The organism is Xanthomonas sp. BRIP62415, from assembly GCF_003993515.1.
GTDB classification, from domain to species: domain Bacteria; phylum Pseudomonadota; class Gammaproteobacteria; order Xanthomonadales; family Xanthomonadaceae; genus Xanthomonas; species Xanthomonas euroxanthea.
In genome coordinates this window covers 111,313-137,516 of record NZ_QEZH01000032.1, presented here as the reverse complement: position 1 = coordinate 137,516, position 26,204 = coordinate 111,313, and the positions used below count along the sequence as shown (strand labels likewise).

Sequence of the window (26,204 nt, the reverse complement as noted above, 5' to 3'; positions counted from 1 at the left end):
CTGGACGAGGCGCTTCCTTGGAATCAGGCAGAAGGCCCCCAGACTATGTGCCATCCATCCATGTGGACATTCGCATTCGTGAGCACCTCCCTGCCCCTGCCCGCACCGCGTAAAGCCCCGCAGCAAGCGCGCTCGCGCGCCACCGTGGAGGTCATTCGCCAGGCCAGCATCCAGGTGTTGGTGGCCGACGGCCTGCAGGGCTGCACCACCACGCGGGTGGCCGAGCGCGCCGGCGTGTCGGTCGGCAGCGTGTACCAGTACTACCCCAATCGTCAGGCGATGTTGATCGCGCTGCTGCAGTGGCATCTGCAGACGGTGATCGATGCGGTGGAGCTGGCCTGCGCGCAACAGCACGGGCGCACGCTTGCGCAGCAGTGCCAGGCGCTGGTGCGCGCCTTCGTGCAGGCCAAGCTGCAGCATGTGGATGTCTCGCGCGCGCTGTACGCCATTGCCGAGCTGCATGGTGGCGCCATCCTGGGCGCGCAGGCGCGCCGGCGCTCGCAGCAGGCGTTCGCCGCCGCGCTCGCCACCGCCTCGGATATGCGCTTCGACGATTGCCAGGCGGTGGCCGAGATCGGCATGGCGGCCATCACCGGGCCGTTGAAGAGCCTGCTCGAGGATGGCGCGCCGGCTGTGCGGATTGCGCCGCTTCAGGCGCAACTGGTGGTGTTGCTGCACAGTTACCTCACGGCCACCGGAGTTGCACGATGACGGCGTCACCGGTGCAGGACGGCAACCCGCTGCAGGACTTCATCGAAGGCCACCGGCGCCTGTTCGTGCTCACCGGCGCCGGTTGCAGCACCGATTCGGGCATCCCCGATTACCGCGATCTGCAAGGCGGCTGGAAGCGCCCGCAACCGGTGACGTTCCAGGCCTTCATGGGCGAGCTGTCCACGCGGCAGCGCTACTGGGCGCGCAGCCTGGTCGGCTGGCCGCGTTTCGGCCTGGCGCGGCCCAACGCCACCCATCACGCACTGGCCGCGCTGGAAGCGCGCGGCCAGCTGGAAGTGCTGCTGACGCAAAACGTCGACCGCCTGCACCAGGCGGCCGGCAGCCAGGCGGTGATCGACCTGCATGGCCGGCTCGATGTGGTGCGCTGCATGGGCTGCGAGCGGCGCATGCCGCGTACCGATTTCCAGCTGCTGTTGGAACGGGCCAACCCCGGCTGGGCCGACCTGGACGCGGCGCAGGCGCCCGATGGCGATGCGGACCTGGACGATGTGGCCTTCGACCATTTTGTGGTGCCGCCGTGCCCGGTGTGCGGCGGCGTGCTGAAGCCGGATGTGGTGTTCTTTGGCGAGAACGTGCCGCGCGAGCGTGTGGAGCGCGCGTTTGCGCATCTGCAGGCGGCCGATGCGGTGCTGGTGGTGGGCTCGTCGCTGATGGTGTATTCGGGCTTTCGTTTCGTGCAGACCGCTGCACGCAACGGCCTGCCGATCGCCGCGCTCAACTTCGGGCGCACCCGTGCGGACGAGCTGCTCAGCCTGAAGGTCGAACAGTCGTGCGCGCAGGCGTTGGCATTCCTGCACGCGCCGTTCGATCCGTTGCTTGCACGCAGCGTCAATGACGCCAGTGCGCGCTCGGCATGACGCAGTGATCCATCGCAGCGGTTGTGCCCACGCGCGCGGCGCAGTGCAATGGGCACCCCCGTGTCATCTGTGGATGCCCTCTTGAGCCAGCTGTTCTCTCCCATTCGCTTCGGTCCGCTTGCGCTCGCCAACCGGATCGTCATCGCCCCGATGTGCCAGTACTCCGCGCAGGACGGCCGCGCCAGCGACTGGCACCGCATCCATCTGGGCACCTTGTCGCAATCCGGTGCCGGCCTGCTGATCCTGGAAGCGGCCGCGGTGCAGCCGCAGGGGCGCATCTCCTATGCGGACCTTGGCCTGTACGACGATGCCACCGAGCAGGCACTGGATGAGGTACTGCAATCGGTGCGGCGCTGGTCGCCGATGCCGATCGGCATCCAACTGGCACACGCCGGGCGCAAGGCCTCCACCGATCTGCCGTGGAACGGCGGCGCGGCGATCGCGCCGGATCACGCGCATGGCTGGCAGACCGTGTCCGCATCGGCGCTGGCGTTCGGTGACGGCCAGCCGCTGCCGCAGGCATTGGACGATGCCGGCATCGATGCGGTGGTGCAGGCCTTTGTCGATGCGGCGCAGCGCGCCGAACGCCTGGGTCTTGAGTTGATCGAACTGCATGCCGCGCACGGGTATCTGATGCATCAGTTCCTGTCGCCGCTGAGCAACCAGCGCAGCGATGCGTATGGCGGTTCGCTGGAAAACCGCATGCGGCTGACGCTGCGCATCTTCGATGCGGTGCGCGCGGCGGTGTCGGACAAGATCGCCATCGGCGTGCGCATCTCGGCCACCGATTGGGTGGAGGGCGGCTGGGATGTCGAGCAGAGCATCGCCTTGTCCAAGGCGCTGGATGCGCGCGGTGCGCACTACATCCATGTCTCCAGCGGCGGGCTGGATCCGCGCCAGCAGATTCCGGTGCAGGCGGGCTACCAGATTCCGTTTGCGCAACAGATCAAGGCGCAGGTCGACACGCCGGTGATCGGCGTGGGCCTGATCACCGAGCCGGCGCAGGCCGAGGCGATCCTGCAGGACGGCCAGGCCGATGCGATCGCGCTGGCGCGCGGCATCCTGTACGACCCGCGCTGGCCGTGGCATGCGGCCGCTGCACTGGGCGCCTCGGTCACACCCGCGCCGCAATACCTGCGCTGCGAGCCACGCGATGCGCGTGGCGTGTTCGCCAGCTGATTAACGCAGGGAGTGGTAAAGAAGCAGAGCGTGCGGTGTCTGGATTGCCGCTTTTGACGCAAGATCGCATAAGGAAAACAGATGCCGATAGGATTTCTGGGCTTGGGCACGATGGGCCTGCCGATGGCGCACAACCTGCTGCGCGGCGGGTTCGAACTGAGTGTGTGGAACCGTTCGCCCGGGCGCGCGCAATCGCTGCGCGAGGCCGGCGCCACGGTGGTGGATGCACCGCGCGACGCCGCGCATGGCCCGCTGCTGTTTTCGATGCTGGCCGACGACAACGCGGTGCGCGCGACCCTGCTGGAACATGGTGTGCTGGACGCGCTGCCGGCGGGCAGCGTGCACGTCAACATGGCCACCATCTCGGTGGCATTGGCGCACGAGTTGACCGCCCTGCATGCCGAGCGCGGCGTGGCCTACGTGGCCGCACCGGTGCTTGGCCGCGTCGATGTGGCCGAAGCCGGCAAGCTCAACATCCTGGCCGCCGGCGACGAGGCGGCGTTAGCGCGCGTGCAGCCGATGTTCGACGTGCTCGGTCAACGCACCTGGGAGATCGGCCGCACCCCCGAGCAGGCCAATGCGGTCAAGCTGGCGGCCAACTTCTGCCTGGCCAGCGCGATCGGCGCCATGGCCGAAGCCAGCGCGCTGGCACGCGGCCACGGCGTGGACGCCACCCAGTTCCTGGGCATGCTCACCAGCACCCTGTTCGCCGCACCCGCGTACCAGGGCTATGGCCGCCTGATCATGCAGCGCGCCTATCTGCCGGCCGGCTTCACCGCCACCCTGGGGCGCAAGGACGTGGACCTGGCGATCCAGGCCGGTGCCGACAAGCAGGTGCCGATGCCGCTGGGCGAGTTGCTGCGCGCCGGCCTGGACGAGGCGATCGCCCATGGCGACGGCAACGCCGACTGGGCCGTGCTGGCAGAGGTATCGGCGCGGCGGGCAGGGCAGGCCTGATCGCCGCATCCGCAAGGCGGAGCTAGCCCCGCTCTCGGCGAAGCGGGAAGGCACCGCTTGCGCGTCACTGGCGTGCGTGCCTTGAAACGCCCGTGCTTCAGCGCGGGCAGGGGGCGCGGAGCGGGGGTCAAGGTGAGGGTACGGGGCGAAGCCCATGTGCAGCAGATTTCGCATGCCGTCAGCGACATCTGCCGCCCACGCTCAGGCCGCGTCGCTTCAAAGCAGCACAGCCCATCTCTCACTCACCTAAACATGCAGCAGACCTTCTAAAATGCCGGCTCGTGACAGCCGCCGCTCCAGGGAGGATGCGATGCGACACCTGCATATCACGCTCGGTTCGACCGGGCGCACACCGCGCGCACTGCGCTACGCCGGTGGTAGACGATGACCGCCGCACCGGTCGTCGACCAGGGCCCGGTGGGCCCGGACCATCCCGAGCATCCGGACCACTATCTGTTTGCGCAGATCCGCGAAGCGGTGGCCGTGCTCGATGCCGAGTTGGACAAACCCACCGACGAGGCCAGTGTGCGCATGGCCGCGCGCCTGCTGCCGCTGGCCAAGCAGCATGGCTTCGACCAGGTGGATTACGTGGTGCTCAGCCGGCACGTCGGCGAGGTGGGCGAAAACGTGTTCCTGGTGCGTGGCGAACTGGCCGACCCCGCGCATCTGCGTGCGCACATCACCACCCAGGAAGCGATGGAAACCTCGGTGGAGGCATCGATGGCGCAACTGGACGACATCAACCGCCGACTGATGCTGCGCCTGCCGCCGCGCTGAGCCGCACGGGAAAGTTACGGGCGCAAGCACTGCGCCCGCAGCCGGGTGCATTGGCTATCATTGTGCCGATGCGCTCCGACTACATCCTCACCCTGTCCTGCCCCGACCGCACCGGCATCGTCTATCGCGTGACCGGCCTGCTGTTCGACCTGGCCTGCAACATCCTCGACGCACAGCAGTTCGGCGACGACGAGAGTGGCCGTTTCTTCCTGCGCGTGCACTTTGACAAGCCACCGGGCACCGAAATTGCCGGGCTGGAACGCCGCTTTGCGCAGCTGGCCGAGGAATTCCAGATGGACTGGCAGCTGCACGATGCGCGCCGTCGCGCGCGGCTGCTGGTGCTGGTGAGCAAGCAGGGGCATTGCCTCAACGATCTGCTGTTCCGCATGCACAGCCGGCAATTGCCGGTGGATATCGCCGCCGTGGTGTCCAACCACGCCGATTTCGCGCCGCTGGCCGCCTCCTACGGCATTGCCTTCCACCATCTGCCGGTGAGCGCCGACACGCGCGCTGCGCAGGAAGCGCAGCTGCTTGCCCTCATCGAAGCGCTGCAGATCGATCTGGTGGTGCTGGCGCGCTACATGCAGATCCTGTCGCCGACGTTGTGCCGCGCATTGGCGGGGCGCGCGATCAATATCCATCACAGCTTCCTGCCCAGCTTCAAGGGCGCGCAGCCGTATCACCAGGCGCACGCACGCGGGGTCAAGATCATCGGTGCCACCGCGCACTACGTTACCGAAGACCTGGACGAAGGCCCGATCATCGAACAGGACGTGGCGCGCGTGGATCACGCGATGACGCCGCGCGACCTGGTGCGGCTGGGGAGCGACACCGAATCGCTGGTGCTCGCGCGTGCCGTGCGTCGCCATGTCGAACACCGCATCGTGCTCAATGGCCATCGCACGGTGGTGTTTCGCTAGCACCCTCGCATATCCCCACGGACGGTCGCAGTACGCGCAGTGGAGCAGTGCGCAGGCCACACCCGGCCCGCGAACGCGCCGGCCTGGCGCCACCGTCGCACTCGGTTCGCCGCTCCCTTCTGGAATTGCCTGCATGTCGCTTGTCCCCGGCTCCAGCGCTCGCGCGCAACAGCACGCCACCCGCGCGGCGTTCTTCATTCCCGGCTTTGCTGCCGCGATCTGGGCGGTGCTGGTGCCGTTTGCCAAAGCCAGGACCGGCGTGGACGATGGCGCGCTCGGCCTGATCCTGTTGTGCCTGGGGGCAGGCTCGTTTCTGGCGATGCCGCTGGCCGGTGCCTTGTCGGCCCGCTTCGGCTTCCGTGCGGTCATGGGGGTGACGGCGGCGCTGATCTGCATCAGCCTGCCATTGCTGGCCGTTGTCGCCGATCCGTGGGTGCTGGGCGCGGTGCTGTTCGCGTTCGGTGCCGGCGTGGGCGCGATGGATTGCGCGATGAACATGCAGGCGGTGGTGGTCGAGCGCGATGCCCGGCGCGCGATGATGTCCGGATTCCATGCGTTCTTCAGCATCGGCGGTTTCGTTGGCGCCGGCGCGATGACCTTGCTGCTGTCGGCGCGGGTTTCCCCGCTGAGCGCGGCGCTCGCCGGGGTGATCGCCATGCTCGTGGTCGGCGTGCTGTCGGTGCGCCACTGGCGCACCGAGCGCGTGGCGCAGCAGGGGCCGTTGCTGGCCCTGCCCAGGGGCATCGTGCTGTTCATCGGCATCCTGGCGTTTGTGGTGTTTCTGGCCGAAGGCACCATCCTGGACTGGAGCTCGGTGTTCCTGGCCGATGTGCACCAGGTTGCCCCGAGCACCGCCGGCGTGGGCTATGTGGCGTTTGCATTGACCATGACGGTGGCGCGCCTGCTCGGCGATGCGGTGGTGGAGCGCCTGGGGCGCATCCGCTCGATCGTTGTGGGCGCGCTGCTGGCCAGCGCCGGCTTCCTGGTGCTCACGCTGGTGAGCCCGTGGCAGGCCTCGCTGGCCGGTTACGTGCTGGTCGGCCTGGGCTGCGCCAATATCGTGCCGGCCCTGTTTTCGCTGGCCGGCAACCAGACGCGCATGCCGGAGAGCATCGCCATCACCGCGGTCACCACCCTGGGCTACGCCGGCATCCTGGCCGGGCCGGCGCTGATCGGTTTCGCCGCGCATGGCATCGGCCTGGTCGGCGCCCTGCTCGGTGTCGCGGTGTTGATGGTGGGCGTGGCGGTGTCGACGCATTGGTTGAGGGTGTGAGTGTGCTGGGTCACCGACCTGCAGTCGGTGACTCTTTGGCAATGTGCGTCGCGCGCTGGCACGCTTCTACGAAGGGCGGGGTGCAGGTTCGTCAATGTCGTCGGGACCGTGCAGCCCGAGCAGGCGGTGGATGGCAGGCAGCGCGGTGTGCGCTGCCCGCATCAAGCGGACCTCGTCGCAGTGGGGGCTTGTCCGCCCACCTTCGCGGGAGCCGAGGCGGGAGGCCGCATCGGAACCACCACGCACGCATGTACGGCGTGCGTGGTGGGCGGCCACGGACCCTGCAATGGATGCCGCATCACTTCGCAGCGTTGGCGTTCATCACTGCATTGCGGCTTGCGTCCAGATACTGCGCCGGGTCGCGCATGCCGGTGGTGTGGCATTGCCCGGTGGTGTGGCCACGGTTCACGCCGCCCGGAAGCTGCGCGTTGACCTGCTCCACGGTGCCGTCTTCCGGGTCGTTCAACACCAGGTCCGAGGCGGCGTTGCAGTAGTCGTTGGTGTACCAGTTGGTCTTGGCGAACGAGGTGGTGTAGTAGTTCACCTTGGCGCGCGCATCGGCCGGAATGCCGGCCAGCCAGGCCTTGGCGCCGTCGTAGGTCAGGTCGGTATTGGTGCCGCAGCCCACCCCGAACCACGAGCCCACCGCCGCCAGAATGCCGGACAGATTGGTGCCCTGGTACGGCGTGCCGACCGACTGCATCACCCTCCCACCGGTGGCGTTATCCAGCCCGCTCCAGTAGTAGGTGTACAGATGCAGCGCGGCCATGCCGCCCTGGCTGTGCGCCACCGTCGCGAACGAGGACCACTGACTGGCAAACTGCGCCAGCCGCTGCGCGAACTGGTCGTTGCTGCGGTTCTGTTTGGCATCGATAAACGAGGACGCGTTGGTGAACTGCGCCTGCGGCCACACGCCGTTGGAGCAATAGCCATGCACCAGCACCAGTTGCGACCCCGTGGCCTGCGGCTGCGCCATCGCACTGGCGCGGGCCAGCGTTGTCGGGCGCGGCCCCATGCGCATGCTTTCGTCGATGGCACCGGCAGACCGCGCGATGCTGGCACGGCGCAACGCGGGCAGCTGCAACGGCAGCGTGTCAGCCTGTACCAGCGGGATGTAATGGTCCGGGTCTTCGATGCGCAGCCCGCGCAGCGTAAACGGCGCACGCGCGCCGGCACGCGCGACCCAGCGTTCGTCCAGGCTCAACGGCAGCTGGCCTTGCTGCGGCGTCAGCATGCCGCCGATCCATGCCACCGGCACCTGCCTGCCCTTGGCATCGGTGCCCCAGACCTGGCCGAACACGCGGTAATGCGACGGGGCCTTGCCGCGTGCGGCGATGGGCAAGGCAATGTTGAGCCGTGTGCCGTCGGCCGCACGTGCGCTCAGGGCATTGCCGAGCAGGCGCAGCGAGGTGTCCAGCACCGGCAACACGTGCTCGCTGGTCCGCACGAATGGCTGCCCGGCCTGGTCGTGACCGCGCACCATCACCTGCGCAATCCAGGTGCCTTCGGCTGTCGGTTGGAACGTGCCGCCATACACGCCGTCGCCGGCAGCACCATCGTCGTGTTGCCCGTCGTCTGCCATCGGCACCGTGCGGATGCCTCCTTGCGGATCGATCACGCGCAGGCTCGCTGTGTCGATCTGCCCGGCCTGTGCGGCAAGCAGGGTGGCACCGCGCGCATCGTTGCCGCTGAGCAGTGCGTTGAGCGTCAGCGTCTGGCCGACCTGCTGCCGGCGATGGCGCGGGTACGAGGCCAGCTGCGTGCGTGCATCGCCTTCCATCAGCACATAGCCGCGTTGCGCCACCGGCGCTGCCGATTGCAGGGTCAGCGACCACGCTCCGTTCTGCGCCGATTCCACCGCATAGCGCATGCCGCTGGTGCCGCTTTCTGCGGTGCCCAGCAGCGTGCGCTGCGCCTGCAGTTGCAGAGCAACGGCGGCCGCGCGCGCGCCGGCAATGCGTGGTGCAGTCACCGCCGCCTCCCACGGCTGGTCACCGGCCAGCACCATGAAACGCAGATGGCCGTTTTCCACCGGCAGCGTGCCTTGCCAGCGTGCGGAGTTGCCGGCTGGCGTCAGTTCCACCGGCAGCAAGGCGCTCTTGGACAGAATCGCCGACTCGGCCGGGTCGGGTGCGCGCATCTGCGCGAACTCCTCCGGCGGGCCAGCCAGTTGTTTGGGCTGCAGCTCGGCCGCGGCAAGCGGCAGGGAAACCAGCGACAGGGTGCACAGCAAGGACAACAGCGACGGCTTCGGCATGGCGACATCTCTCCTTGAACGTTGCAGAAGCGATGCCGTCGCGCAGTGCAACGACACCGGATGCAGCGCCCCCTCGCCGCGATTCGCCGATGGTTATACCGCGCCCGTGTGACAGGTCCGCTGTGCGCTGCAGCACCCGGCGCGCCGCAAGCACAGCCACAGAAATGAAGCAGTCCAGACTGTGATCCAGGTCGTGGACAGCTCGCCCACCCGCACGTTCGTGCTCGCCCATTCGAGGTCTGCGGCCGATGACGCGCGGCGTGCCCGGCAGGTGTCAGTCGGCGCGGTGCGGCGCGGTGCGGGCGCGGTACTGCTCCACCCACGCGACCGTCTGCGCGATGCCGCCGAACGGGAAGAAGTGCAGGCTGACCTCTCCATGCGCTCCGGTGAGGCCGGTGGCCAGGCAATCGACAAAGCGATCCGGCCCGGCGGTGCCCAACAGCTTGCCCAGCGAGATGCCGTACTTGGACAGCATCGCGGTGCAGGCGCCGACACCGCAGCGTGCGGCATAGCGTGCAAGCACCGCCACGCCGGCGGGACCAGGCACGCCCACCCGCACGGGGTGTGCGATGCCACGCGCGCGCAGCGCGTGCAACCACGTCAGCACGAGGTCGGCATCGAAGGCGAACTGGGTGACGATCAGCGGTGCCATGCCGCGCTCGGCGATGCTGCGACACTTGCGTTCCAGCACATCCCAGCGCTCGCTTGCAGGCATGCCCGGATGTCCTTCCGGATGCCCTGCCACGGCGATGGTCCGGATGCCGCAGCGCTCGAAGACCCCGGTGTCGATCAGCGACACGCTGTCCGGAAACGGCCCGATCGGCGACGGCGGATCGCCCGCGATCACCAGGCAACGCTCGACGCCAGCCTCATCGACGGCGCGCCTGACGAAGGCGTGCAGTGCGTCGCGCGAGCCGATGCGGCGCGCGGACAGGTGCGGCATGGGCGCAAAGCCGAGCTTGCGCACCATGCATGCGGCGGCCAGCCGCGCGGCGTCGTCCTGGTTGGGCAGGTAGGGGATGGCAATGGTCGCGCCACGCATGATCGCGGGCGCCGCTGCGCTCAGCCCGGCAATGTCGGTTGCGCTGACCTCCAGGGAATAGGCATCGGTGATGGTGCTGGCCAGGCGGTGCGTATCCGGATGAGTCAAACGATCTTGCCGTGCGTTGGTGGTCATTGGGTGGCGCCGCTACGTGGGCGCTGGGCGAGCGGGAAGGGCGCCATGACATAGACTGAAATCCCGGACAGCGCTGCTGCCCTGGCGAGGCGCTTAGTCTTGCTGTTCCCCATCGCCATAGAATTTCACGCCCAGTTGTATGCGATTGCGACCGCTTTCGGCGCGGCGCCGGTTGGTGTCACGCAGCGAGTAGACGCAGCCGCAGTATTCCTGCTGATAGAAGTTCTCGCGCTTGCTGATCTCGACCATGCGCGAAGAACCGCCGCCCTTGCGCCAGTTGTACTCCCAGTACATCAGGCCGGGATACCTGGCCGCAGCGCGAACGCCGCAGTCGTTGATCTGCTGCATGTTCTTCCAGCGCGAGATGCCCAGGGAGCTGGTGATCACCGGAAAGCCGTGTTCGTGCGCATACAGCGCGGTGCGTTCGAACCGCATGTCGAAGCACATCGTGCACCGGATGCCGCGTTCGGGTTCGTTCTCCATCCCGCGGGCCCGCTCGAACCAGTTGTCCCGATCGTAGTCGGCATCGACGAAGGGCACGCCGCACTGCTGCGCAAAGCGGATGTTCTCGTCCTTGCGCAGCTCGTATTCCTTGCGCGGATGAATGTTGGGGTTGTAGAAGAAGATGGTGTAGTCGACGCCGGACGCCAGCATGGCCTCCATCACCTCACCCGAGCATGGCGCGCAGCAGGAATGCAGCAAGACCTTGTCGTGGCCGGCAGGCAGTGGAAGTGGCGTGCGCGTGGCGATGCTGTCCATCAGTGGGCTCCCGGCGGAGTGGTCGTTGTGTCGGCGGTGGTGTTGGCGGTGCCATTGGCGGGCTGGCGCGCCAGTTCGATGAAGGCACGCAGGTAGTCGACGGCGATATCCGCCTCGCGTGCGCCCAGGAAGATCTGCTTGGGGATGCCGCGCGCGCCCAGCCGCACCGGCACCACGTCCATCCTGGACGCATATTCCTCCACAAGCCAGCGTGGCATCGCGGCCACGCCGCGGCCGCTGGCGACCATCTGCATCATGATGTCGGTGGTCTCGATGGCCTTGTGGCGCCGGGGCGTGACCCCGGCCGGCAGCAGGAACTGGCTGTAGATGTCCAGGCGCTCCAGGTCCACCGGATAGCTGATCAGCACCTCCCGGGTCAGCTGCTGGGGCTTGACGTAGGCCGCCGACGCCAGCGCATGGCCCTTGGCCACGACCAGCACCTGCTCGTAGTCGAACACCGGCTCGAACCGCAGCCCGGGCTTGTACAGCGGGTCGGGCGTGACCAGCAGGTCGATCTCGTAGCCGAACAGCGCGCCGATGCCGCCGAACTGGAACTTCTGCTTGACGTCCACATCCACGTCCGGCCAGGTGGCCAGGTAGGGCGCCACCAGCTTGAGCAGCCACTGGTAGCAGGGATGGCACTCCATGCCGATGCGCAGCGCGCCGCGTTCGCCCTGCGCGAACTGCCCCAGGCGCTCTTCGGCCAGGTCCAGTTGCGGCAGCACCCGGTTGGCCACCGCCAGCAGGTACTGGCCCGCCTGGGTCAGGCGCAGGTTGCGGCCTTCGCGCAGCCACACGTCGGTGCCCAGCTGCTGCTCCAGCTTCTTCATGCTGTGGCTCAGCGCCGACTGGGTCAGGTTCAGCACACCTGCGGCGGCGGTCAGCGAGCCTTGCTGCTCGACCTGCTGGACGATGGTGAGATGGATGCGCTCAAGCATTCAGATGATCCGAATTCATGGATTGTTGAAATAACACCATTTTACTTCATTGAATGCGAGCCCTAGCATCGGGGTTCGTCGTTTCAGGTCAACCCCGCATGACTGTCAACGTGCCACATCCCCTCCGCGTCGTCGCCGTCTCCGGCGGGCTGCAGCGCCCCTCCAAGGCCGTCGCCCTGGCCGAGCACCTGCTGGGCCTGATCGCCGAGGCCGTGCCGTGCGAGCAACAGCTGGTGGAACTCGGGGCGCTGGCACCGCAGTTTGCCGGTGCAGTGTGGCGCTCGCAGCTGCCGGCGACGGTGGAGCAGGCACTGTCGGCGGTGGAGCAGGCCGACGTCGTGGTGGTGACCACGCCGGTCTATCGCGGCTCCTTCACCGGGCTGTTCAAGCACTTCTTCGACTTCATCCATCAGGATGCCTTGATCGACACGCCGGTGCTGCTGGCGGCAACCGGTGGCAGCGAGCGCCATGCATTGGTGATCGACCACCAGTTGCGGCCACTTTTCAGCTTCTTCCAGGCACGCACGTTGCCACTGGGCGTCTACGCCACCGACCGCGACTTCCTGGACTACCGCGTGCACAACGAGGCCCTGGCCGAGCGGGCCAGGCTGGCGGTGCAGCGGGCATTGCCGCTGATCGCATTGACGCGGCAGGCACGTGCCATCGCTGCAGAAGACGTGGCTGCGGCCTGAGGCCATCCAGCCCACGGCTGCTCGGCGGGCCGCCACACCCGTCGCCGGCCACAGGATCGGTGGGTGATTGCCGGCCGGTCCGGAGTGGCGGCATCCACCCGGCGGGTATCCATACCTGCGCCGAGACCTGCGCTCGTATTCAACTCGGAAACAAGGCGTCAGCTTGCAATGACTCAAGAATTCACCTTCAGCATCAACAGCGTCCGGTTTGACGAGGACTACCGTCCCGCGGCCAATACGCGCAACACGACCAACTTTGCCAACCTGGCCAGAGGGCAGCGTCGGCAGGAAAACCTGCGCAACACGCTTGCGATGATCGACAACCGCTGCAACGACCTGGCGCATTGGGATAACCCCGGGCGCGACCGCTACGCTGTCGAGCTGGACATCATCTCGGTCCAGATGCACATCGATGCGCGCGAACGCAGCGACGCCTTTCCGCTGATCGAGATCCTGAAGCCCAGCATCCTCGACAAGACCACCGGCGCGCGCATCGAGGGCATTGCAGGGAACAATTTTTCCTCCTACGTGCGCGACTACGATTTCAGCGTGCTGCTGCCAGCGCACAATCAGGATGCGTCCGGCTTCAGCATCCCGGACGATTTCGGCAGCCTGCACGGAACGCTGTTCAAGCACTTCGTGGACTCGGACGCCTACACGGCGCGCTTCACCAAACCGCCGGTCATCTGCATCAGCGTCTCCACCAGCAGGGTCTACCATCGAACCGGAAACCGGCACCCCATCCTGGGCATCGAATACCGGCAGGACGACTTCTCCTTGACCGATCGGTATTTCGCCAAGATGGGCCTGCAGGTGCGCTATTTCATGCCGCCGAACAGCGTTGCCCCGCTGGCTTTTTACTTTATCGGCGACCTGCTCAACGACTACACCAACCTCGAGCTGATCGGCACCATCAGCACCATGGAAACGTTCCAGAAGATCTACCGGCCAGAGATCTACAACGCCAATTCCGCGGCAGGGGCCATCTACCAGCCGAGCCTGAAGCACCAGGATTATTCCGCTACCCAGATCGTCTACGACCGCGAAGAGCGCAGCCAGCTCGCGGTGACGCAGGGGAAATTCACCGAGGAGCACTTCATCAGGCCCTACGGGACGATGCTCGCGCAGTGGGCCTCCAGCCACGCTGTCTAATCAACAGGAACGCAAGACACCACTCATCATGAAAAAGCTGCTCCCCACGTCTACCGCCGGTAGCCTGCCCAAGCCGTCCTGGCTCGCGCAGCCGGAAAAACTCTGGTCTCCCTGGAAGCTGCAGGACGCCGAACTGATCGAAGGCAAGCAGGACGCATTGCGCCTGTCGCTGCAGGAACAGCAGCATGCCGGCATCGATATCGTCAGTGATGGCGAGCAGACCCGCCAGCATTTCGTCACCACCTTCATCGAACACCTCAGCGGCGTCGATTTCGAAAAGCGCGAAACCGTCAGGATTCGCGATCGCTACGACGCCAGCGTGCCGACCGTGGTTGGCGCGGTCAGCCGCCCCAAGCCCGTCTTCGTGGACGATGCCAGGTTCCTGCGCCAGCAGACCCGGCAGCCGATCAAATGGGCGCTGCCCGGTCCCATGACGATGATCGACACCCTGTTTGATGCGCACTACAAAAGCCGCGAAAAGCTGGCATGGGAATTTGCCAAGATCCTCAATGAGGAAGCCAGGGAGCTCGAAGCGGCCGGCGTGGATATCATCCAGTTCGACGAGCCGGCCTTCAATGTCTTCTTCGACGAGGTCAATGACTGGGGGGTGGCCACCCTCGAACGCGCGGTCGAAGGACTCAAGTGCGAGACCGCCGTCCATATCTGCTATGGCTACGGCATCAAGGCCAATACCGACTGGAAACAGACCCTGGGCTCGGAGTGGCGCCAGTACGAAGAGTCGTTTCCCAAGCTGCAGACATCGTCGATCGACATCATCTCGCTGGAGTGCCACAACTCGCACGTGCCGATCGATTTGATCGAACTGGTGCGCGGCAAGAAGGTGATGGTCGGGGCCATCGACGTGGCGAGCAATACCGTCGAAACACCGCAGGAGGTGGCCGAGACGCTGCGCAAGGCGCTTCGCTTTGTCGATGCCGACAAGCTCTACCCGTCCACCAACTGCGGGATGGCGCCGCTTGCCCGGGACGTCGCAAGGGGCAAGCTCAAGGCGCTCAGTGCAGGCGCAGAGATCATTCGTGGAGAGCTGGCAGCCCGCTAGCACGCCGGTGCCGGCACTGGATCGGCGGTCAAGGCACCAGGGCCGAGGCGAGTACCATCCTGCCGCCGCCACGGCTGGTCACGACCGGTGGAGCAACAACGAACAAGCCCCCGCATGCGGGGGCTTGTTCGTTTTCCATCGGCTGGCAGGGGTCAGTAATTGACCTGCAGCTGCAGCCGCAACAGGTCGCCTTCCACCACCGGGTACGGCGCGGTGGTGACGTCGGTGCGCTTCATCTTCGAATAGGCGAACACCAGTTCCAGCGCATCCATCGGCTGCCACTCGACACCGGCTTCCACTTCGTCCAGGCGCATGCGCGGCGCATTGGTATCGAACTTGGAGCCGCCGCGGTAGGTCTGCCACTTCAGGTACGGCAGCAAGGTGCCGTAGCTGCCATCGTGCTTGTACATCGCCTGCACATAGCCGCCGCTCAGCGAGCGGGTGCGGATGCGCCGCTGTGCGACATCCAGCTCCGGGCCGCGGCCCACCGTCCACTCGGCCTGCAGGCCGAACGGTTGCGGGTAGTAGATGATGTGCGCGGCCACGCGCTGGTCGGTGTAGCCGTTCGGGTCGGTGATGGCCGGGGTGAAACTGCGTCCACCGATGTTGACCGCCGCCGCGGTCGGCACGAAGCGGCCGCTGTAGGCGTCGGCACCCACTTCCAGGTACTGGCCGTTGGCGAACTTGAACGGGTAGGTGGCGTGCACCACCGCATGCATGCTGTCGTTGCGCTCGGCGCGGTTGGCGCCCTGGCCGTTGTACACGCCGGCACCGATCACGCCGTAGTCGCCCGAGCCCTTCAAGCCTGACTTGACCAGGTCCTGGAAGCGGCCCTTGGCCACGGTGGGGCTGTAGTAGAACACCGCACCGATATCGCGTTCGTCGCGCAGGCCGGAGTTGAGTGCGTCGGCGCGGTCCAGCGTGAGACGGTTCTGGCTGGACTGCAGGTTCTCCCAGCCATACGGCATCTTCGACTGGCCCACGCGCACGCGGTACTCGCGCTTCTTGTCGAAGTAGATGTCGGCATACGCATCGCGCAGCTGCGCGAAGTTGGAGGTGGTCGACCCGGTCGGCGTGCTCGCAAAGTCCGGCTGGAAGTACAGCGACACGTGCTCGTTGAGATCGCCGCTGAGCACCAGGCGCGCGCGGCGGATGCCCAGGCTCTGGTCGTTGCCGATAAAGCGGTCACCGGGTGCGCGCAGATCCTGCGCGTCGCCGCCAATGCCCTGGTTGTAGCGGATCTGCGTGTAGCCGCGCAGGCTCAGCTTGTCGTACCACTTCTTGCCGGCTTCGCTGGCCTTGGCCGGCGCTGCTGCGGGCACGGGCGCAGGTGCGGCCTGGGCGATGGGCGTATCGGCTGGCACCGGCCCTGCGAGGGCGGGCGGCAATGCCGGGGCGGCCGGCATCGCCGACGCCGGCAGCTTGCCGTTCTCGTCCACCTGCACGAACTTGCCCAGCTTGTCGCGGCCCGGGGCCGGCTCGGCGAAGATCTGCTTGGTCTTGCGGTCCACGTACAGCTCCAGCTCGGCAGCCAGCGTGCTGCCACTGGCGGTCGCGCTGAGGGCGCACAGGACGGTGGCGAGATTGCGTTTTTTCATGGGTCCGGCTCGTGCAAGGGAAACGGGTCGGCGGCAGCATCAGGCCGGCGCTGCCCGGCGGGGCGGCGAACACGGCACCGGCACGCCACCAGGGCGACCGGTCGTCCTGACGGTGCGGCAATGCGTGCAGTTATATTTAGATTTGATGTCAGTTTGGTGACATCGGCAGCCTGCACGGCGCAACGCTGTGTCAGCTGCGTGTCCGGCGCGTGTCAGTTGTGCGACGCACCGAAGGCGGGCCCATCGGCGCGCAGGTCGGGCGCCGGGCGCCTGTGGTGCCATGCTGGCATCAGGCCACGCAGGGCCACGCGGAGACGGTGAAGCAAGATGCGGGTGCCCACGCAAGGCCGTAGCCGCACGCCGTACAGGGCCGCGGCGCGGCGGTTGCCTCTCGCGCGAGCGGGCGAGGGGGCGGCGAGGCAGAACATGGCGAAGGCGGGTCGTCGCCCGCCTTCGCCGGATCACTCAATGCCTGGCAGGTTGCCGGGCTGGTGCTGCTGCAGGGTGTCGAGCAGCGCGATGCCAAGCCAAGGCTCGCCTCAGCCGGCCGGCGCCGCCTGCAACGCCGCCGCCACCGCATCGGGCAGCGACGTGGTCGGGCGGCCGATCAGCTGGCTCAGCGTGTGGCTGTCGTCGAACAGGCTGCCGCCACGCGAGGACGCCGAGCATTGCGCCAGCACCTGTGCGAAGGCGGCCGGCAGGCCGATCTGCACCAACGCCGCCGCGTAGTCGGCTTCGGGCAGGTCGTGGTAGGCCACCGGCTTGCCGGACTGCCGCGCCACCTCGGCGGCGTACTCGGCCATCGTGAAGGCGGTATCGCCGGCCAGCTCGTAGACCTTGCCGGCCTGCGGGGTGTCGGCGGCCAGCACCGCTGCGGCGGCCTCGGCATAGTCGGCGCGCGTGGCCGCGCTGATCCGGCCCTCGCCGGCGCTGCCGATCACCGCGCCATGCGCCACTTCGGCCGCGATCGAACCGGTGTAGTTCTCGGTGTACCAGCCATTGCGCAGCAGCACATGCGGCACGCCGCTGTCGCGCAGCAGCGCTTCGGTGGTGACATGCTCGGGTGCCAGCGACAGCGTGCTGGTATCGGCGTGCAGCACGCTGGTGTAGGCCAGCAGGTCCACGCCGGCGCGCTTGGCCGCCTCGATCACGTTGCGGTGCTGCGGCACGCGCTCGCCCACCGCGTTGGACGACACCAGCAGCACCCGGCCCACGCCCGCGAAGGCCTGGTCCAGGCTCTGCGGGTCCGCATAGTCGGCGCGACGCACGTTGATGTCGCGTTTTGCGAACTGCGCGAGTGACGCTGTATCGCGGGCCGTTGCTACGATCCGTGCGGCCGGGACACGCGCCAGCAGTGCTTCGACCACCAATGCGCCCAGCTGCCCGCTGGCGCCGGTGACGAGGATCAGGGGGGAGGTGTGTGCCATGGTGAACTCCAGTAGGTATTGATAAGAGGTATGGTCTACTATCTAGACTCTTGGTCCGCGCACCTATTGTCAGTGCCGTTCAAACCTCCGCAAGGAGGCAGTTTTCCACCCCCTGGTTACCGTGAGATATCCCAGTGAACGCGATTGCTCTGTTTCCGCCGCCGCCGTCCCTGCAAGGCATGCCGTTCGATGCGACCAAGTGCCCGGTGCGCGACGTGCTCGATCAGATCGGCGACAAATGGACCATGTTGATCCTGCTGACGCTGATCCCCGGTCCCTCCCGCTTCAGCGCCATCCAGCGCGCCGTGCCGGACATCTCCAAGCGGATGCTGACCCAGACCCTGCGCAACCTCGAGCGCAATGGCATGATCACCCGCAAGGTCTACGCAACCAAGCCGCCCAGCGTGGAATATGCCTTGTCCAAGCTTGGCGTGGCGCTGCTCGACCCGATCTCGCAGCTGCTCAACTGGGCAGGCGAAAACCATGCCGCCATCCGCTCCGCACGCGAACGCTTCGATCGTGCCCAGCAGGCGGCGGTTGCGCTGGATGCCGACGAAGCGATGGCATAGGCATCCGCCTGCCGTAATGAAGAGAAAGCTGGTGGCGCTGACTGCCAGGTGGGCCAGTCGGCGCGCTGGTTGATCGTCGGTGTGCGGGACAGGGATGCAGCAGTGGGCCGATGCCACGTTTGCCAAGGGCTGCCGTGCATTGGTGGCGCATCGGTCTCCCGTCCCCTCAAGCGCGGGTCAGCCCCGGCGAGGGCGTGTCGTGCGCCGCTGCTGTCGACAGGCGCAGTCCCGCGCGTGATCCACACCACGGGTGAGGGCATCACGGCCGCCTTACGCCAACAGCGAGCTGCCGCGTTGGCCGCCGCGCACGTTGCCGCCGCCGTCTCTGCGGCACCGCCGGCACGCCGGTGTACCAATGGCACTGTGAAATGGTGCTCACAAAATCCCGCGCCGGATAAACGCCCGATGGCGCCACCATCAGGGCCGCAGCCCGCAAACCCTTGCGGCATCATGGGCCGGCCGCGCGCTATCACCGCCATCGCAAATTTCAATCGCACGCCTGCTCAAGCGCATGCACCGGTATCCGATAAGGGCTCACCTGATCTCGTGAATCCGCCGCGCCATGCCTGTCTTCGGCACCTTGTCCGCCTCAACGCGACGCACCCTGGGCGCTGCCCTGCTCGCGCTATGGTGCGGCTGGATCGCCGTGGCCTGGACCACGCCACCTGCGCACGCCAACGACGTGGCAAGTGCGTGGACGCAGGTCCAGGCCAGCCTTCCGGCCGCGCAGCAGACGCCGATGCTGATCGGCGTCGCAGGCGCCTGTGCGTGTAGCGATCTGGCCGCCGATCGCGCCTGGGCCGTGCTCAGCAGCGCGGTGCGCGCGCGTGGCGGGCAGGTGCGCATGCTCGACACCCCTGCGTTGCGTGGCAGCGGCTATGCCGTGTGGCTGCTCGGCGCCGACGGCCAACCGCGCTATGCCGGCCCTGCAGACGGTGGCGCCGTGTGCGGCACGGCCGGCGCGGCGGAGTGGTCGCGCTGGTTACCCGATGTCCTGGCGCGCACCCCCGGTGCCGCGCTGGTGTCCCCTTGTCCTTGTGCCGTGGAGTCGCTGTCATGATGGAACTGTCCGCATCGGCACCGCCGACCTCCACCTACGCCACTCGCCTGGCGATCAAGGCCGACCGCTTGTTTCTGTGGCTGGCCGTGCTGCAGGGCATCGGCTCGCTGGGCCTGGCCTGGTACCAGGGCCAATGGACCACGTTTGTCGCCGTCACGCTGCCCAGCCTGTTGCTGATGGCCTGGCAAGTGCAGGCCAACCCCGGTACGCGCCTGACCCGCATCACCAATGCGCTGGTGCTGATGGCCCTGGTCGCGGCCACCATCCAGCAGGCGCATGGCCTGGTGGAAATGCACTTCGGTGTATTCGTGATCCTGGCGCTGCTGCTGTACTACCGCGACTGGCTGCCGGTGGTGGTCGCCGCAGGCGCCATCGCCGTGCATCACCTGGCGTTCTACTGGCTGCAGTCGCGTGGCATGCCGGTGCAGGCGTTCACTGTCGGCAGCGGCTTCGGCATCGTGGTGCTGCACGCCGGCTATGTGATCGTCGAAACCGCCTTCGTCTGCGTGATGGCGATTCAACTGCGCCGCCAGGTCGATGCCCTCGACCACGAGGCCGAGGCACTGGTCGAACTGGCCGACACCCTGGCCACTGGTGCGACCTTGCCGCCGGCCATCCTGCAGCAGCCCTTCCGCAGCGGCTCGCTGGCGCAGGCGCTGGTGCGCATGAGCGTGCAGGTGGAAGAGCGCATCGCCCAACAGCAGCAACTGCTGCTGGAAAATCGCCGTATCCGCCTGGCGCTGGATGCATCGGCAATGGCGGTGGCCATCGTCGACGGGCAGGGCGCTGCCATCTATCGCAACCAGTCGTTCCAGCAACTGAGCACGCAGGTCGACCCACAGGTGCTGCACAGCGCACTGGCCGACGCGGTGCAGGCCGGGCATGACGCCGGCACCAGCAGGACGCGCGCGCTGGCGGCGCTGCAGCTGCAGGAAAACATCACCCCCGTTCGCGATCACGACGGCGCCTCGCTGGGCGTGGTGGTGGAGTGGCAGGACCGCACGCAGGATCTAGCATTGGAAGAACAGCTGGCCACCGTCATTGCACAGGCGACGCGCGGCGAGCTCGGCGCCCGTCTGCAGGGGCACGCCAGCGGCGGCACGCTCGGGCAGCTGGCCGAGGGCGTCAACCAGTTCCTCGCCATCACCGACGACAGCCTGCGGGACATGCGCCGCATGCTGGCGGCGATGTCGCGTGGTGATTTGTCCCAGCGCATCGACCGTCACTGCGAAGGCGTGTTCGAGCAGATGAAGCGCGACGCCAATGCCACCGCCGACGAGCTGGCGCGCATCATTGCGCAGATCCGCAGCTCCAGCACCGCGATCAATCACGCCGCCGGCCAGATCCTCACTCGCAACGATGCGCTGGAGCAGCAGGTGCAGCGGCAGTCGGCCACCCTGGGCCGTACCGCCACCCAGATGCAGGCCGTGCTCGGCACCATGCAGCAGCACACCGCGCAGGCGGCCGACGCCGACAAGCTCACCGCCGCCGCCTCCGAGGCCGCACGCAGTGGCGGTGACACCATGCACCAGGCGATGGGCACCATGCAGCAAATGGAACAGGCCTCGCGGCGCATCCAGGACATCGTCTCGGTCATCGACGGCATCGCCTTCCAGACCAATATCCTGGCCCTCAATGCCGCAGTTGAAGCTGCACGCGCAGGCGAAGAAGGCCGCGGCTTCGCCGTGGTCGCCGGCGAGGTGCGCGCGCTGGCCTTGCGCTCGTCCGCCGCTGCCAGCCAGATCAAGACCCTGATCGGCGAATCGGTCACGCATATGCAGGCCGGCGTGCAACAGGTGCGCCACGCAGGCGAAGGCATGCAGCACATCGTCGCCACCATCGGCCAGGTCAGCAGCACGCTCAGCAGGATCGCCACCGCCTCACAACAAGAGGCGGGCAGCATCGCGCAGGTGCATCACACCCTCGCCGGTGTGGATACGGACATGCGCGACGGTGTCACCCGCATGCAGGACGCCAGCGCCGCCGCACGCGCCATGGGCGACCACGCCGCGCAGCTGCAGGATGCAGTGAGTGCGTTTGTGGCCGACGAGCGCGATGGCAGCGCTGGTGCAGTGCAGCGGCTGCGCGTTGCCTGATCTACATCAGCGTATCTTCGGCGCGCGATAGCACCACGCGTCATCTTGCCTGATCGCCGGAGCTGACGCCGGGTTTTCCAAGGCCGATGGTGCAACCATCGCCTTCGGCCTGCCGGTCCACAGAAACTGTCCAGCGGCGTTGCCAGCGCCTACAACAGGCGGCGCTGCAAGGCAGATGCCGCAGCGCAGGGCCTGATGCTGACGCCTGCCGACTACTTGCGCAGCTCGCGCAGCTTGCCGGTGAACCAGGATTGGCTCGATACCGGCGCAGCATTGCCGCAACGCACCTGATACGGCTTGCCCGACACGCTGCTCTTGGTGGCGGCAAGTTCGATAAAGGACTCGGTGGACGTCACCAGTCCTTTTTTCTGCAGATACTCGTACTTGCGCTGCAAATGTTCGCTGGCTTTCGGCGCCGCGTACCACGACCCATTGCGCGAAAACTCGCAGTTGGATTGTTCAAGGACCCTGAAAAGCTGACCGACCTCGCGCGTGGTGGCGGGCGAAATCCCTTGGGCTGAAACCGATGCACAGACACCGAGCAGGAACACTGCAAGACACGATCTAATATTCATCGACGAATGGTAGCGCATGAAAGTGCCTTGCCGACCGGCATCGAGGGGCGGTACCGAAACAGCTGCGGATCCGCTGCCAAGGCTGCATTTCACAGCGGTTACCAGACGGTATCAACCTCGGCTCCAGCGGCACAGCGCCGTCGGCCTAGCGACATGCGCCTGTCACCTCATGCAGGCGTCAGATGGCCCCACGCCGGCGCGCCAAGGCAATGCCGAAAACGGAGCCAAGCGAGAGACCCAGGCCGATGCCTTGAGCCAGGTTGCCCATCGCTCCCCCGAGGGCCGCCCCAAGGCCTGCGCCGATGGCAATGCTGGCGCCGACCAATTTGGAATAGAGCTTGGTATCTGCTGGTTTCAACATGAGCATTCCTTCGTTGATGGTTGACCCGATCCGCCTGGCGATGGCCCTGCACTGCGCAGGCGGTCACTGACACACACCACGGCCTTGATTTTAATGCCTTGGACTCGCGTTGCAACACAGGAGCCTGCGCGCTGTGTCAGCGGCAGCGGGACGTCACGACATCCAAAAGGCCGATGTTTTACAGCAAGCGACGCGTCATTAGACGCCCGCTCAAGCGGGTTCAGAACCGTTAGGGAAGCGTTATCTAGCGAGCAAGGCCAGACCAGCGGCAACGCAACAATGGAGCCATCCGGAAGGATGCTAGACATCCGCCGGCGCGTATCGCAGCAGCGTCGAACCCTCGAAGTAATTCCCGTAATACTCGCCCGCCCGCAAACCCGGGCTCGCCTCAAAATCGATGTAAGGCTCGGAGCAATGCGGGCAGCGGAAGGGATTGAGGTAGGCGTAGCGCGACCCATCCGGCGCCAACGGCAGTGCATCTTCCAGCGCAGCAAGCGCTTCGGCATCCGGGTCGGACAGCGCTGCAGGGCTGCCAGGCAGATGGCTGTCGACCGTGATGGTGTAGTTGCCAGACCCCGAGTAGAAGTATCCCGCGTTGCTAAAGCCGGCGTGGTAGGAGCGGATCAGGAACGAACGCTTGCAATGGTCGCATTCGCAGGAAAGCACCACGTTGCTATTTGTGACCAAGCCGTTGAAGTGCAGCCCCCTGGCAAACAGCCCCTTGCCTGCAAGGGCGGAACTGTTGACGCTGGCACCCGGCAGGAAGAACGGCTGAAACCTGATCCCGGATGCCTTGCCGGTCGCAAATGCGTCCGGATCGAGCTGCTCGGTCTGCGAAATGACGCAGTCCGCCTGGCACCCGAGGTTGGGATGTACGCGAACCGAGAAGTGGAACCACCCGGTCGCAGTACCAAGTTCATGCCGGTGCACCTCCCCCGCCGAGTCGGCAAACTCCAGGATGCTATCGGCCCTCAACCACGCAGAAGGCTTGATCTCGCACGGAACATCGCTCTGGTCAACGCGACACAACTCCTGTCCATTGGCTCGAACGATCAATAACGGAGCGGCTTTCTTCTTGAAGATGGAGAACATGCTTTCCTTGGCGGCAGTGCGTGAGTGACAGATTGGAACGCTGGGCGCGAGCGCAGCAGAACAATGGTAGCTCTACCGAAGGTTTGGCGCTGCGCTCGCGGTGTTCCTCTTGAAGGCCATGCCTACACTGGCGGGCGCAGTCAACACGAAACCGAACTGCTGATAGAGCCTGTACGCCTGGCCATCCGCAATCAGGCTGACGTACGCCGAATCAGGAACTTCCTGCTCAATATAATTGGCGATCTCGCCCATGACAGCCTTACCCAGACCACAGCCCTGATGCTCTGGCAAGACGGCAATATCGACCACCTGATAGAAACAGCCGCCATCACCGATAACGCGCCCCATCGCCACCGGCTCGCCCTCGCAAAGTACCTGCACGCTGAAGAGCGAGTTGGGCAGCCCGCGCTCGGCGGCTTCAAGTGCCTTCGGACTCAAGCCGCTTGCTTGCCGAAGATGCCGATACGCCTCGACAGTCGGTGTTTGATGCACAACGCGGTAGGGCGTTGAATGAGTCATTGCAAATCCCTGCAGCACCGAACGGCTACGCTCATTCGATTTGATAGGTGGATGAGGCTTGATTGAAATTCTAGGACGAATCAGCGGGAGAACCAACAAATGCTCTGTTTGCCTCGGTCACTGGAGCAAGTATTTCCAGGAGAGCTTAGCCAACAAGCGAACCTGCTCCCAAGCGGGGTGCTGCATTGCTACAAGATTTACGGTGCGCCCCGAGCCTCCTGGTATGTCATTGACCGGAACAAGATGTGCCGCGCCCATAAATGCAAGAACAGCAGATTCCTGCTGTTCTGTGAAGAAGCCAGTACCTATCAGGTTATGTCCGTACAGAGCATCATCTCGTAGCTCCCAAGCGGTGTTGTAGTCGCCCATCGCTTGGCACTGCTCTTCCGCTGGCTCGGCCAACGTCTCTACAGTAAATAGGAAAGCATTGTATGAGAGGTGTGATGCCTCAATTGCCGACATTTGTGGGGGATCAGACATGGATTTCAATAGCCTGGCTATGTTGGACTGTTAGGCGTCTTCGGCTTGAGCGAATAGCTAAGTCGACCGGCGAAGCGGCTTCGGCTCGAATGAATTGTCAGGCCGCATGCCGATACGTCACGGCTGCAAACCAAATGATTGCTGCAAGGACAAGCATGACGATCCATCCTGATCTTTGATGGAACGGCACGGGATTGCAACCAATCTGCGCTTCTGCCGCCGAAGCGTTAACTATCCAGCCGTGCGAGCAAACAGGACAAATGAGCTGGTACTGCTTGGAGATGACCCACCCGAAGAGATGATAAAAGTGTCCGTACTTGTACTTGAGACGCAGTGTGAAGTCCTGCTTCTGCTCGCACCTCTGGCAGTACTCATGTTCTGCCAGGTCGAAGGTCAGCACTCGCTCGCCCCATCCCCAAAGAATCATCTGTCTCTCTCGAAATATCTCTAACGGTCTAACAACTGGATTAAGCCAGCCCGCGAGGTGGATCCGGCTTGAATGAATTGCCAGGCGTCGCCACTAGTCACTGCTCCCGGCACAGCCAGAGTCCCCCGCATCGCAACCGGAAAAACCAATGTCCTGACCACCCGATGCGCCACCATCGGACGACGAATAGAGCGGGTCACTTGTACTGGACGATGTGGAGCCAGGTACCTGAGAAGAAGCAAACGCAGTACAAACGACTGCGCCGATGACTGGAACAAGCCAGACGACAGCAACTTGCAATGCGCGTTGTGATGGCGACAGCGTCGAAACGCGAAGCACTGCAACCGATGCGACGATATTGCCAAGCGCAAGTACCGCACCCACTAGAAGCATCAACTCCATCCAAACCTCCAAGTCCCCTGACTATTACTGGGGCTGCCCGTGTGGCGTATAAACGATCCTCCCCGAGTCGTCCATGGCCGTCAATTGCTGCAAGCGTTTGCGGCAAACGTTCGTTATGCCAGTGCGGCTTGCCGTGACCGTGTGCTATGCCTTAGTCGAGTTGTTCCAACGTGAGATGCAGGACGACGGTTTGGTGCTCCATCTTTGTCCTGCACGAGGAGCGGCGAGCACGCGCGGCGTGGTAATAAAATGCGTTGCGTTCGATGCGGGCTTGGGCATGTGTGCTGCATGGCTCACCCGCCTAGTCCTTGGGCGCCACAGTCACGACCAGCTCACCGTTGCGCATGCGGATGTCGAGCTTGCTGCCGATGGTGAAGCCCAGTTGTTCCAACCAGCGGCCGCGTAGGCGCAGCGTGGGGATGCGCTGGTGGCTGTCGGGGTAGTAGCCATAGCCAACAGTGCAGTGTTGCGGCGCGCGCGGGTGGCCTGGGCGGCGCGGTTTGGTGGGATCGGGGCGGGGCTCCGGGATAGAGGGGCGGTCGAGGTAGGGCCGCGGCGTGATCGTTGGGTCGAGCGAGCGCCAGACGATCTCGGTGGGCGGTGGCACCGTGGCGCGCTTGCGCGCTGGCTTGGGACGGGACGTGGATCGACGCATGGCAAAGCCCTCCTTGACGAACAGGCCCCGCCGCCGGGCGGCGACGGGATGTCGGGAGGTTAGAAACCGCGAACAGTCGGCGGGCGTATTTCCCCGGAGGGTATTGTATTAGCCGCCCTCCCGACGCAGGCATCGCGTCGGTTGCACCCGCAAGAAGCTGCAGGCACAAAAAACCCACCGGTTTGACGGAGGTGGGTACCGCTGTTCGAGGAG

At 65.7% G+C, this 26,204-nt stretch carries 26 protein-coding genes; 13 read left to right on the top strand and 13 right to left on the bottom strand.

The features are described 5' to 3' along the window. The first annotated feature begins 90 nt into the window (after positions 1-90). From EO141_RS17775 to EO141_RS17745, 7 genes are all read left to right on the top strand, one after another. Positions 91-711, top strand: a complete 621-nt coding sequence (locus tag EO141_RS17775; protein WP_127169908.1) for a TetR/AcrR family transcriptional regulator — start codon at positions 91-93, stop codon at positions 709-711. Beyond that, positions 708-1,589, top strand: a complete 882-nt coding sequence (locus EO141_RS17770; RefSeq protein ID WP_127169840.1) for an NAD-dependent protein deacetylase — start codon at positions 708-710, stop codon at positions 1,587-1,589. Before EO141_RS17775 ends, EO141_RS17770 begins: the two co-directional genes overlap by 4 nt. Positions 1,590-1,649: 60 nt before the next feature. Beyond that, a complete protein-coding gene (locus EO141_RS17765) occupies positions 1,650-2,768 on the top strand; it encodes an NADH:flavin oxidoreductase/NADH oxidase (protein WP_164739305.1) in 1,119 nt (372 codons plus the stop codon). 81 nt (positions 2,769-2,849) lie between these two features. Next, on the top strand, positions 2,850-3,725 hold the full coding sequence (locus EO141_RS17760; RefSeq protein WP_104583896.1) for an NAD(P)-dependent oxidoreductase: 876 nt from the start codon (positions 2,850-2,852) through the stop codon (positions 3,723-3,725). Between the two features lie 384 nt (positions 3,726-4,109). Further along, positions 4,110-4,502 (top strand): XVIPCD domain-containing protein, encoded by a 393-nt coding sequence (locus EO141_RS17755; RefSeq protein ID WP_104583895.1) that lies wholly within the window; start codon positions 4,110-4,112, stop codon positions 4,500-4,502. A gap of 68 nt (positions 4,503-4,570) precedes the next feature. After that, on the top strand, positions 4,571-5,422 hold the full coding sequence (gene purU / locus EO141_RS17750) for a formyltetrahydrofolate deformylase (RefSeq protein ID WP_164739282.1): 852 nt from the start codon (positions 4,571-4,573) through the stop codon (positions 5,420-5,422). Positions 5,423-5,555: 133 nt separating this feature from the next. After that, a complete protein-coding gene (locus EO141_RS17745; protein WP_127169837.1) occupies positions 5,556-6,695 on the top strand; it encodes an MFS transporter in 1,140 nt (379 codons plus the stop codon). Between the two features lie 298 nt (positions 6,696-6,993). On the opposite strand, the gene EO141_RS17740 is transcribed toward EO141_RS17745, so the two are convergent. The 4 genes from EO141_RS17740 to EO141_RS17725 all read right to left on the bottom strand — a co-directional run bounded on the left by EO141_RS17740 (position 6,994) and on the right by EO141_RS17725 (position 11,826). Beyond that, the gene (locus EO141_RS17740; RefSeq protein WP_164739281.1) at positions 6,994-8,952 is read right to left on the bottom strand and encodes a choice-of-anchor X domain-containing protein; all 1,959 of its coding nucleotides are present in this window, start codon (positions 8,950-8,952) and stop codon (positions 6,994-6,996) included. A gap of 274 nt (positions 8,953-9,226) precedes the next feature. Continuing rightward, the gene (locus EO141_RS17735; protein ID WP_164739304.1) at positions 9,227-10,102 is read right to left on the bottom strand and encodes a methylenetetrahydrofolate reductase; all 876 of its coding nucleotides are present in this window, start codon (positions 10,100-10,102) and stop codon (positions 9,227-9,229) included. A 120-nt stretch (positions 10,103-10,222) separates the two neighbouring features. Further along, positions 10,223-10,888: an epoxyqueuosine reductase QueH gene (locus EO141_RS17730; protein ID WP_127169835.1), complete on the bottom strand. Its 666-nt coding sequence runs from the start codon at positions 10,886-10,888 to the stop codon at positions 10,223-10,225. Next, positions 10,888-11,826 (bottom strand): LysR family transcriptional regulator, encoded by a 939-nt coding sequence (locus EO141_RS17725; RefSeq protein ID WP_104583889.1) that lies wholly within the window; start codon positions 11,824-11,826, stop codon positions 10,888-10,890. The genes EO141_RS17730 and EO141_RS17725 overlap by 1 nt, the downstream gene beginning before the upstream one ends. A 98-nt stretch (positions 11,827-11,924) precedes the next feature. On the opposite strand from EO141_RS17725, the gene msuE reads away from it, so the two are divergent. The 3 genes from msuE (at position 11,925) to EO141_RS17710 (ending at position 14,730) form a co-directional block, all read left to right on the top strand. Then, positions 11,925-12,518 carry an FMN reductase gene (gene msuE / locus EO141_RS17720; RefSeq protein ID WP_164739280.1) on the top strand — a complete coding sequence of 198 codons (594 nt, stop codon included), beginning with the start codon at positions 11,925-11,927 and terminating at the stop codon, positions 12,516-12,518. Between the two features lie 168 nt (positions 12,519-12,686). Continuing rightward, positions 12,687-13,670 carry a DUF1852 domain-containing protein gene (locus tag EO141_RS17715; RefSeq protein ID WP_127169834.1) on the top strand — a complete coding sequence of 328 codons (984 nt, stop codon included), beginning with the start codon at positions 12,687-12,689 and terminating at the stop codon, positions 13,668-13,670. A 28-nt stretch (positions 13,671-13,698) separates the two neighbouring features. Continuing rightward, entirely contained in the window at positions 13,699-14,730 is a 1,032-nt protein-coding gene (locus tag EO141_RS17710; RefSeq protein WP_119129344.1) for a methionine synthase, read from the top strand. A 152-nt stretch (positions 14,731-14,882) separates the two neighbouring features. Here the strand turns inward: EO141_RS17710 and EO141_RS17705 are convergent, their stop codons facing one another. Beyond that, entirely contained in the window at positions 14,883-16,328 is a 1,446-nt protein-coding gene (locus EO141_RS17705; protein ID WP_127169833.1) for an OprO/OprP family phosphate-selective porin, read from the bottom strand. A gap of 539 nt (positions 16,329-16,867) precedes the next feature. Further along, positions 16,868-17,755, bottom strand: a complete 888-nt coding sequence (locus EO141_RS17700) for an SDR family oxidoreductase (protein ID WP_126945170.1) — start codon at positions 17,753-17,755, stop codon at positions 16,868-16,870. Positions 17,756-17,889: 134 nt separating this feature from the next. On the opposite strand from EO141_RS17700, the gene EO141_RS17695 reads away from it, so the two are divergent. The 3 genes from EO141_RS17695 (at position 17,890) to EO141_RS17685 (ending at position 21,480) form a co-directional block, all read left to right on the top strand. Then, entirely contained in the window at positions 17,890-18,324 is a 435-nt protein-coding gene (locus EO141_RS17695) for a helix-turn-helix domain-containing protein (RefSeq protein WP_104583885.1), read from the top strand. Between the two features lie 580 nt (positions 18,325-18,904). Then, positions 18,905-19,384, top strand: coding sequence for a hypothetical protein (locus EO141_RS17690; RefSeq protein ID WP_241236684.1), 480 nt, complete (start codon positions 18,905-18,907; stop codon positions 19,382-19,384). Then, positions 19,381-21,480, top strand: a complete 2,100-nt coding sequence (locus EO141_RS17685) for a methyl-accepting chemotaxis protein (protein WP_241236683.1) — start codon at positions 19,381-19,383, stop codon at positions 21,478-21,480. Before EO141_RS17690 ends, EO141_RS17685 begins: the two co-directional genes overlap by 4 nt. Before the next feature lie 212 nt (positions 21,481-21,692). Here EO141_RS17685 and EO141_RS17680 read toward each other — a convergent pair whose 3' ends face one another. The 7 genes from EO141_RS17680 to EO141_RS17650 form a co-directional block, all read right to left on the bottom strand. Beyond that, a complete protein-coding gene (locus EO141_RS17680; RefSeq protein WP_241236682.1) occupies positions 21,693-22,031 on the bottom strand; it encodes a YfeK family protein in 339 nt (112 codons plus the stop codon). A 202-nt stretch (positions 22,032-22,233) separates the two neighbouring features. Next, the gene (locus EO141_RS17675) at positions 22,234-22,416 is read right to left on the bottom strand and encodes a hypothetical protein (protein ID WP_180496860.1); all 183 of its coding nucleotides are present in this window, start codon (positions 22,414-22,416) and stop codon (positions 22,234-22,236) included. A gap of 300 nt (positions 22,417-22,716) precedes the next feature. Then, positions 22,717-23,508 (bottom strand): hypothetical protein, encoded by a 792-nt coding sequence (locus tag EO141_RS17670; protein ID WP_127169832.1) that lies wholly within the window; start codon positions 23,506-23,508, stop codon positions 22,717-22,719. Between the two features lie 72 nt (positions 23,509-23,580). Then, positions 23,581-24,027 (bottom strand): GNAT family N-acetyltransferase, encoded by a 447-nt coding sequence (locus tag EO141_RS17665; protein ID WP_127169831.1) that lies wholly within the window; start codon positions 24,025-24,027, stop codon positions 23,581-23,583. A 117-nt stretch (positions 24,028-24,144) separates the two neighbouring features. Further along, positions 24,145-24,507: a hypothetical protein gene (locus EO141_RS17660; protein WP_127169830.1), complete on the bottom strand. Its 363-nt coding sequence runs from the start codon at positions 24,505-24,507 to the stop codon at positions 24,145-24,147. A gap of 97 nt (positions 24,508-24,604) precedes the next feature. Next, a complete protein-coding gene (locus tag EO141_RS17655; RefSeq protein WP_127169829.1) occupies positions 24,605-24,934 on the bottom strand; it encodes a hypothetical protein in 330 nt (109 codons plus the stop codon). 703 nt (positions 24,935-25,637) lie between these two features. Then, positions 25,638-25,991, bottom strand: coding sequence for a SymE family type I addiction module toxin (locus EO141_RS17650; protein ID WP_127169828.1), 354 nt, complete (start codon positions 25,989-25,991; stop codon positions 25,638-25,640). Between the last annotated feature and the right edge of the window lie 213 nt (positions 25,992-26,204).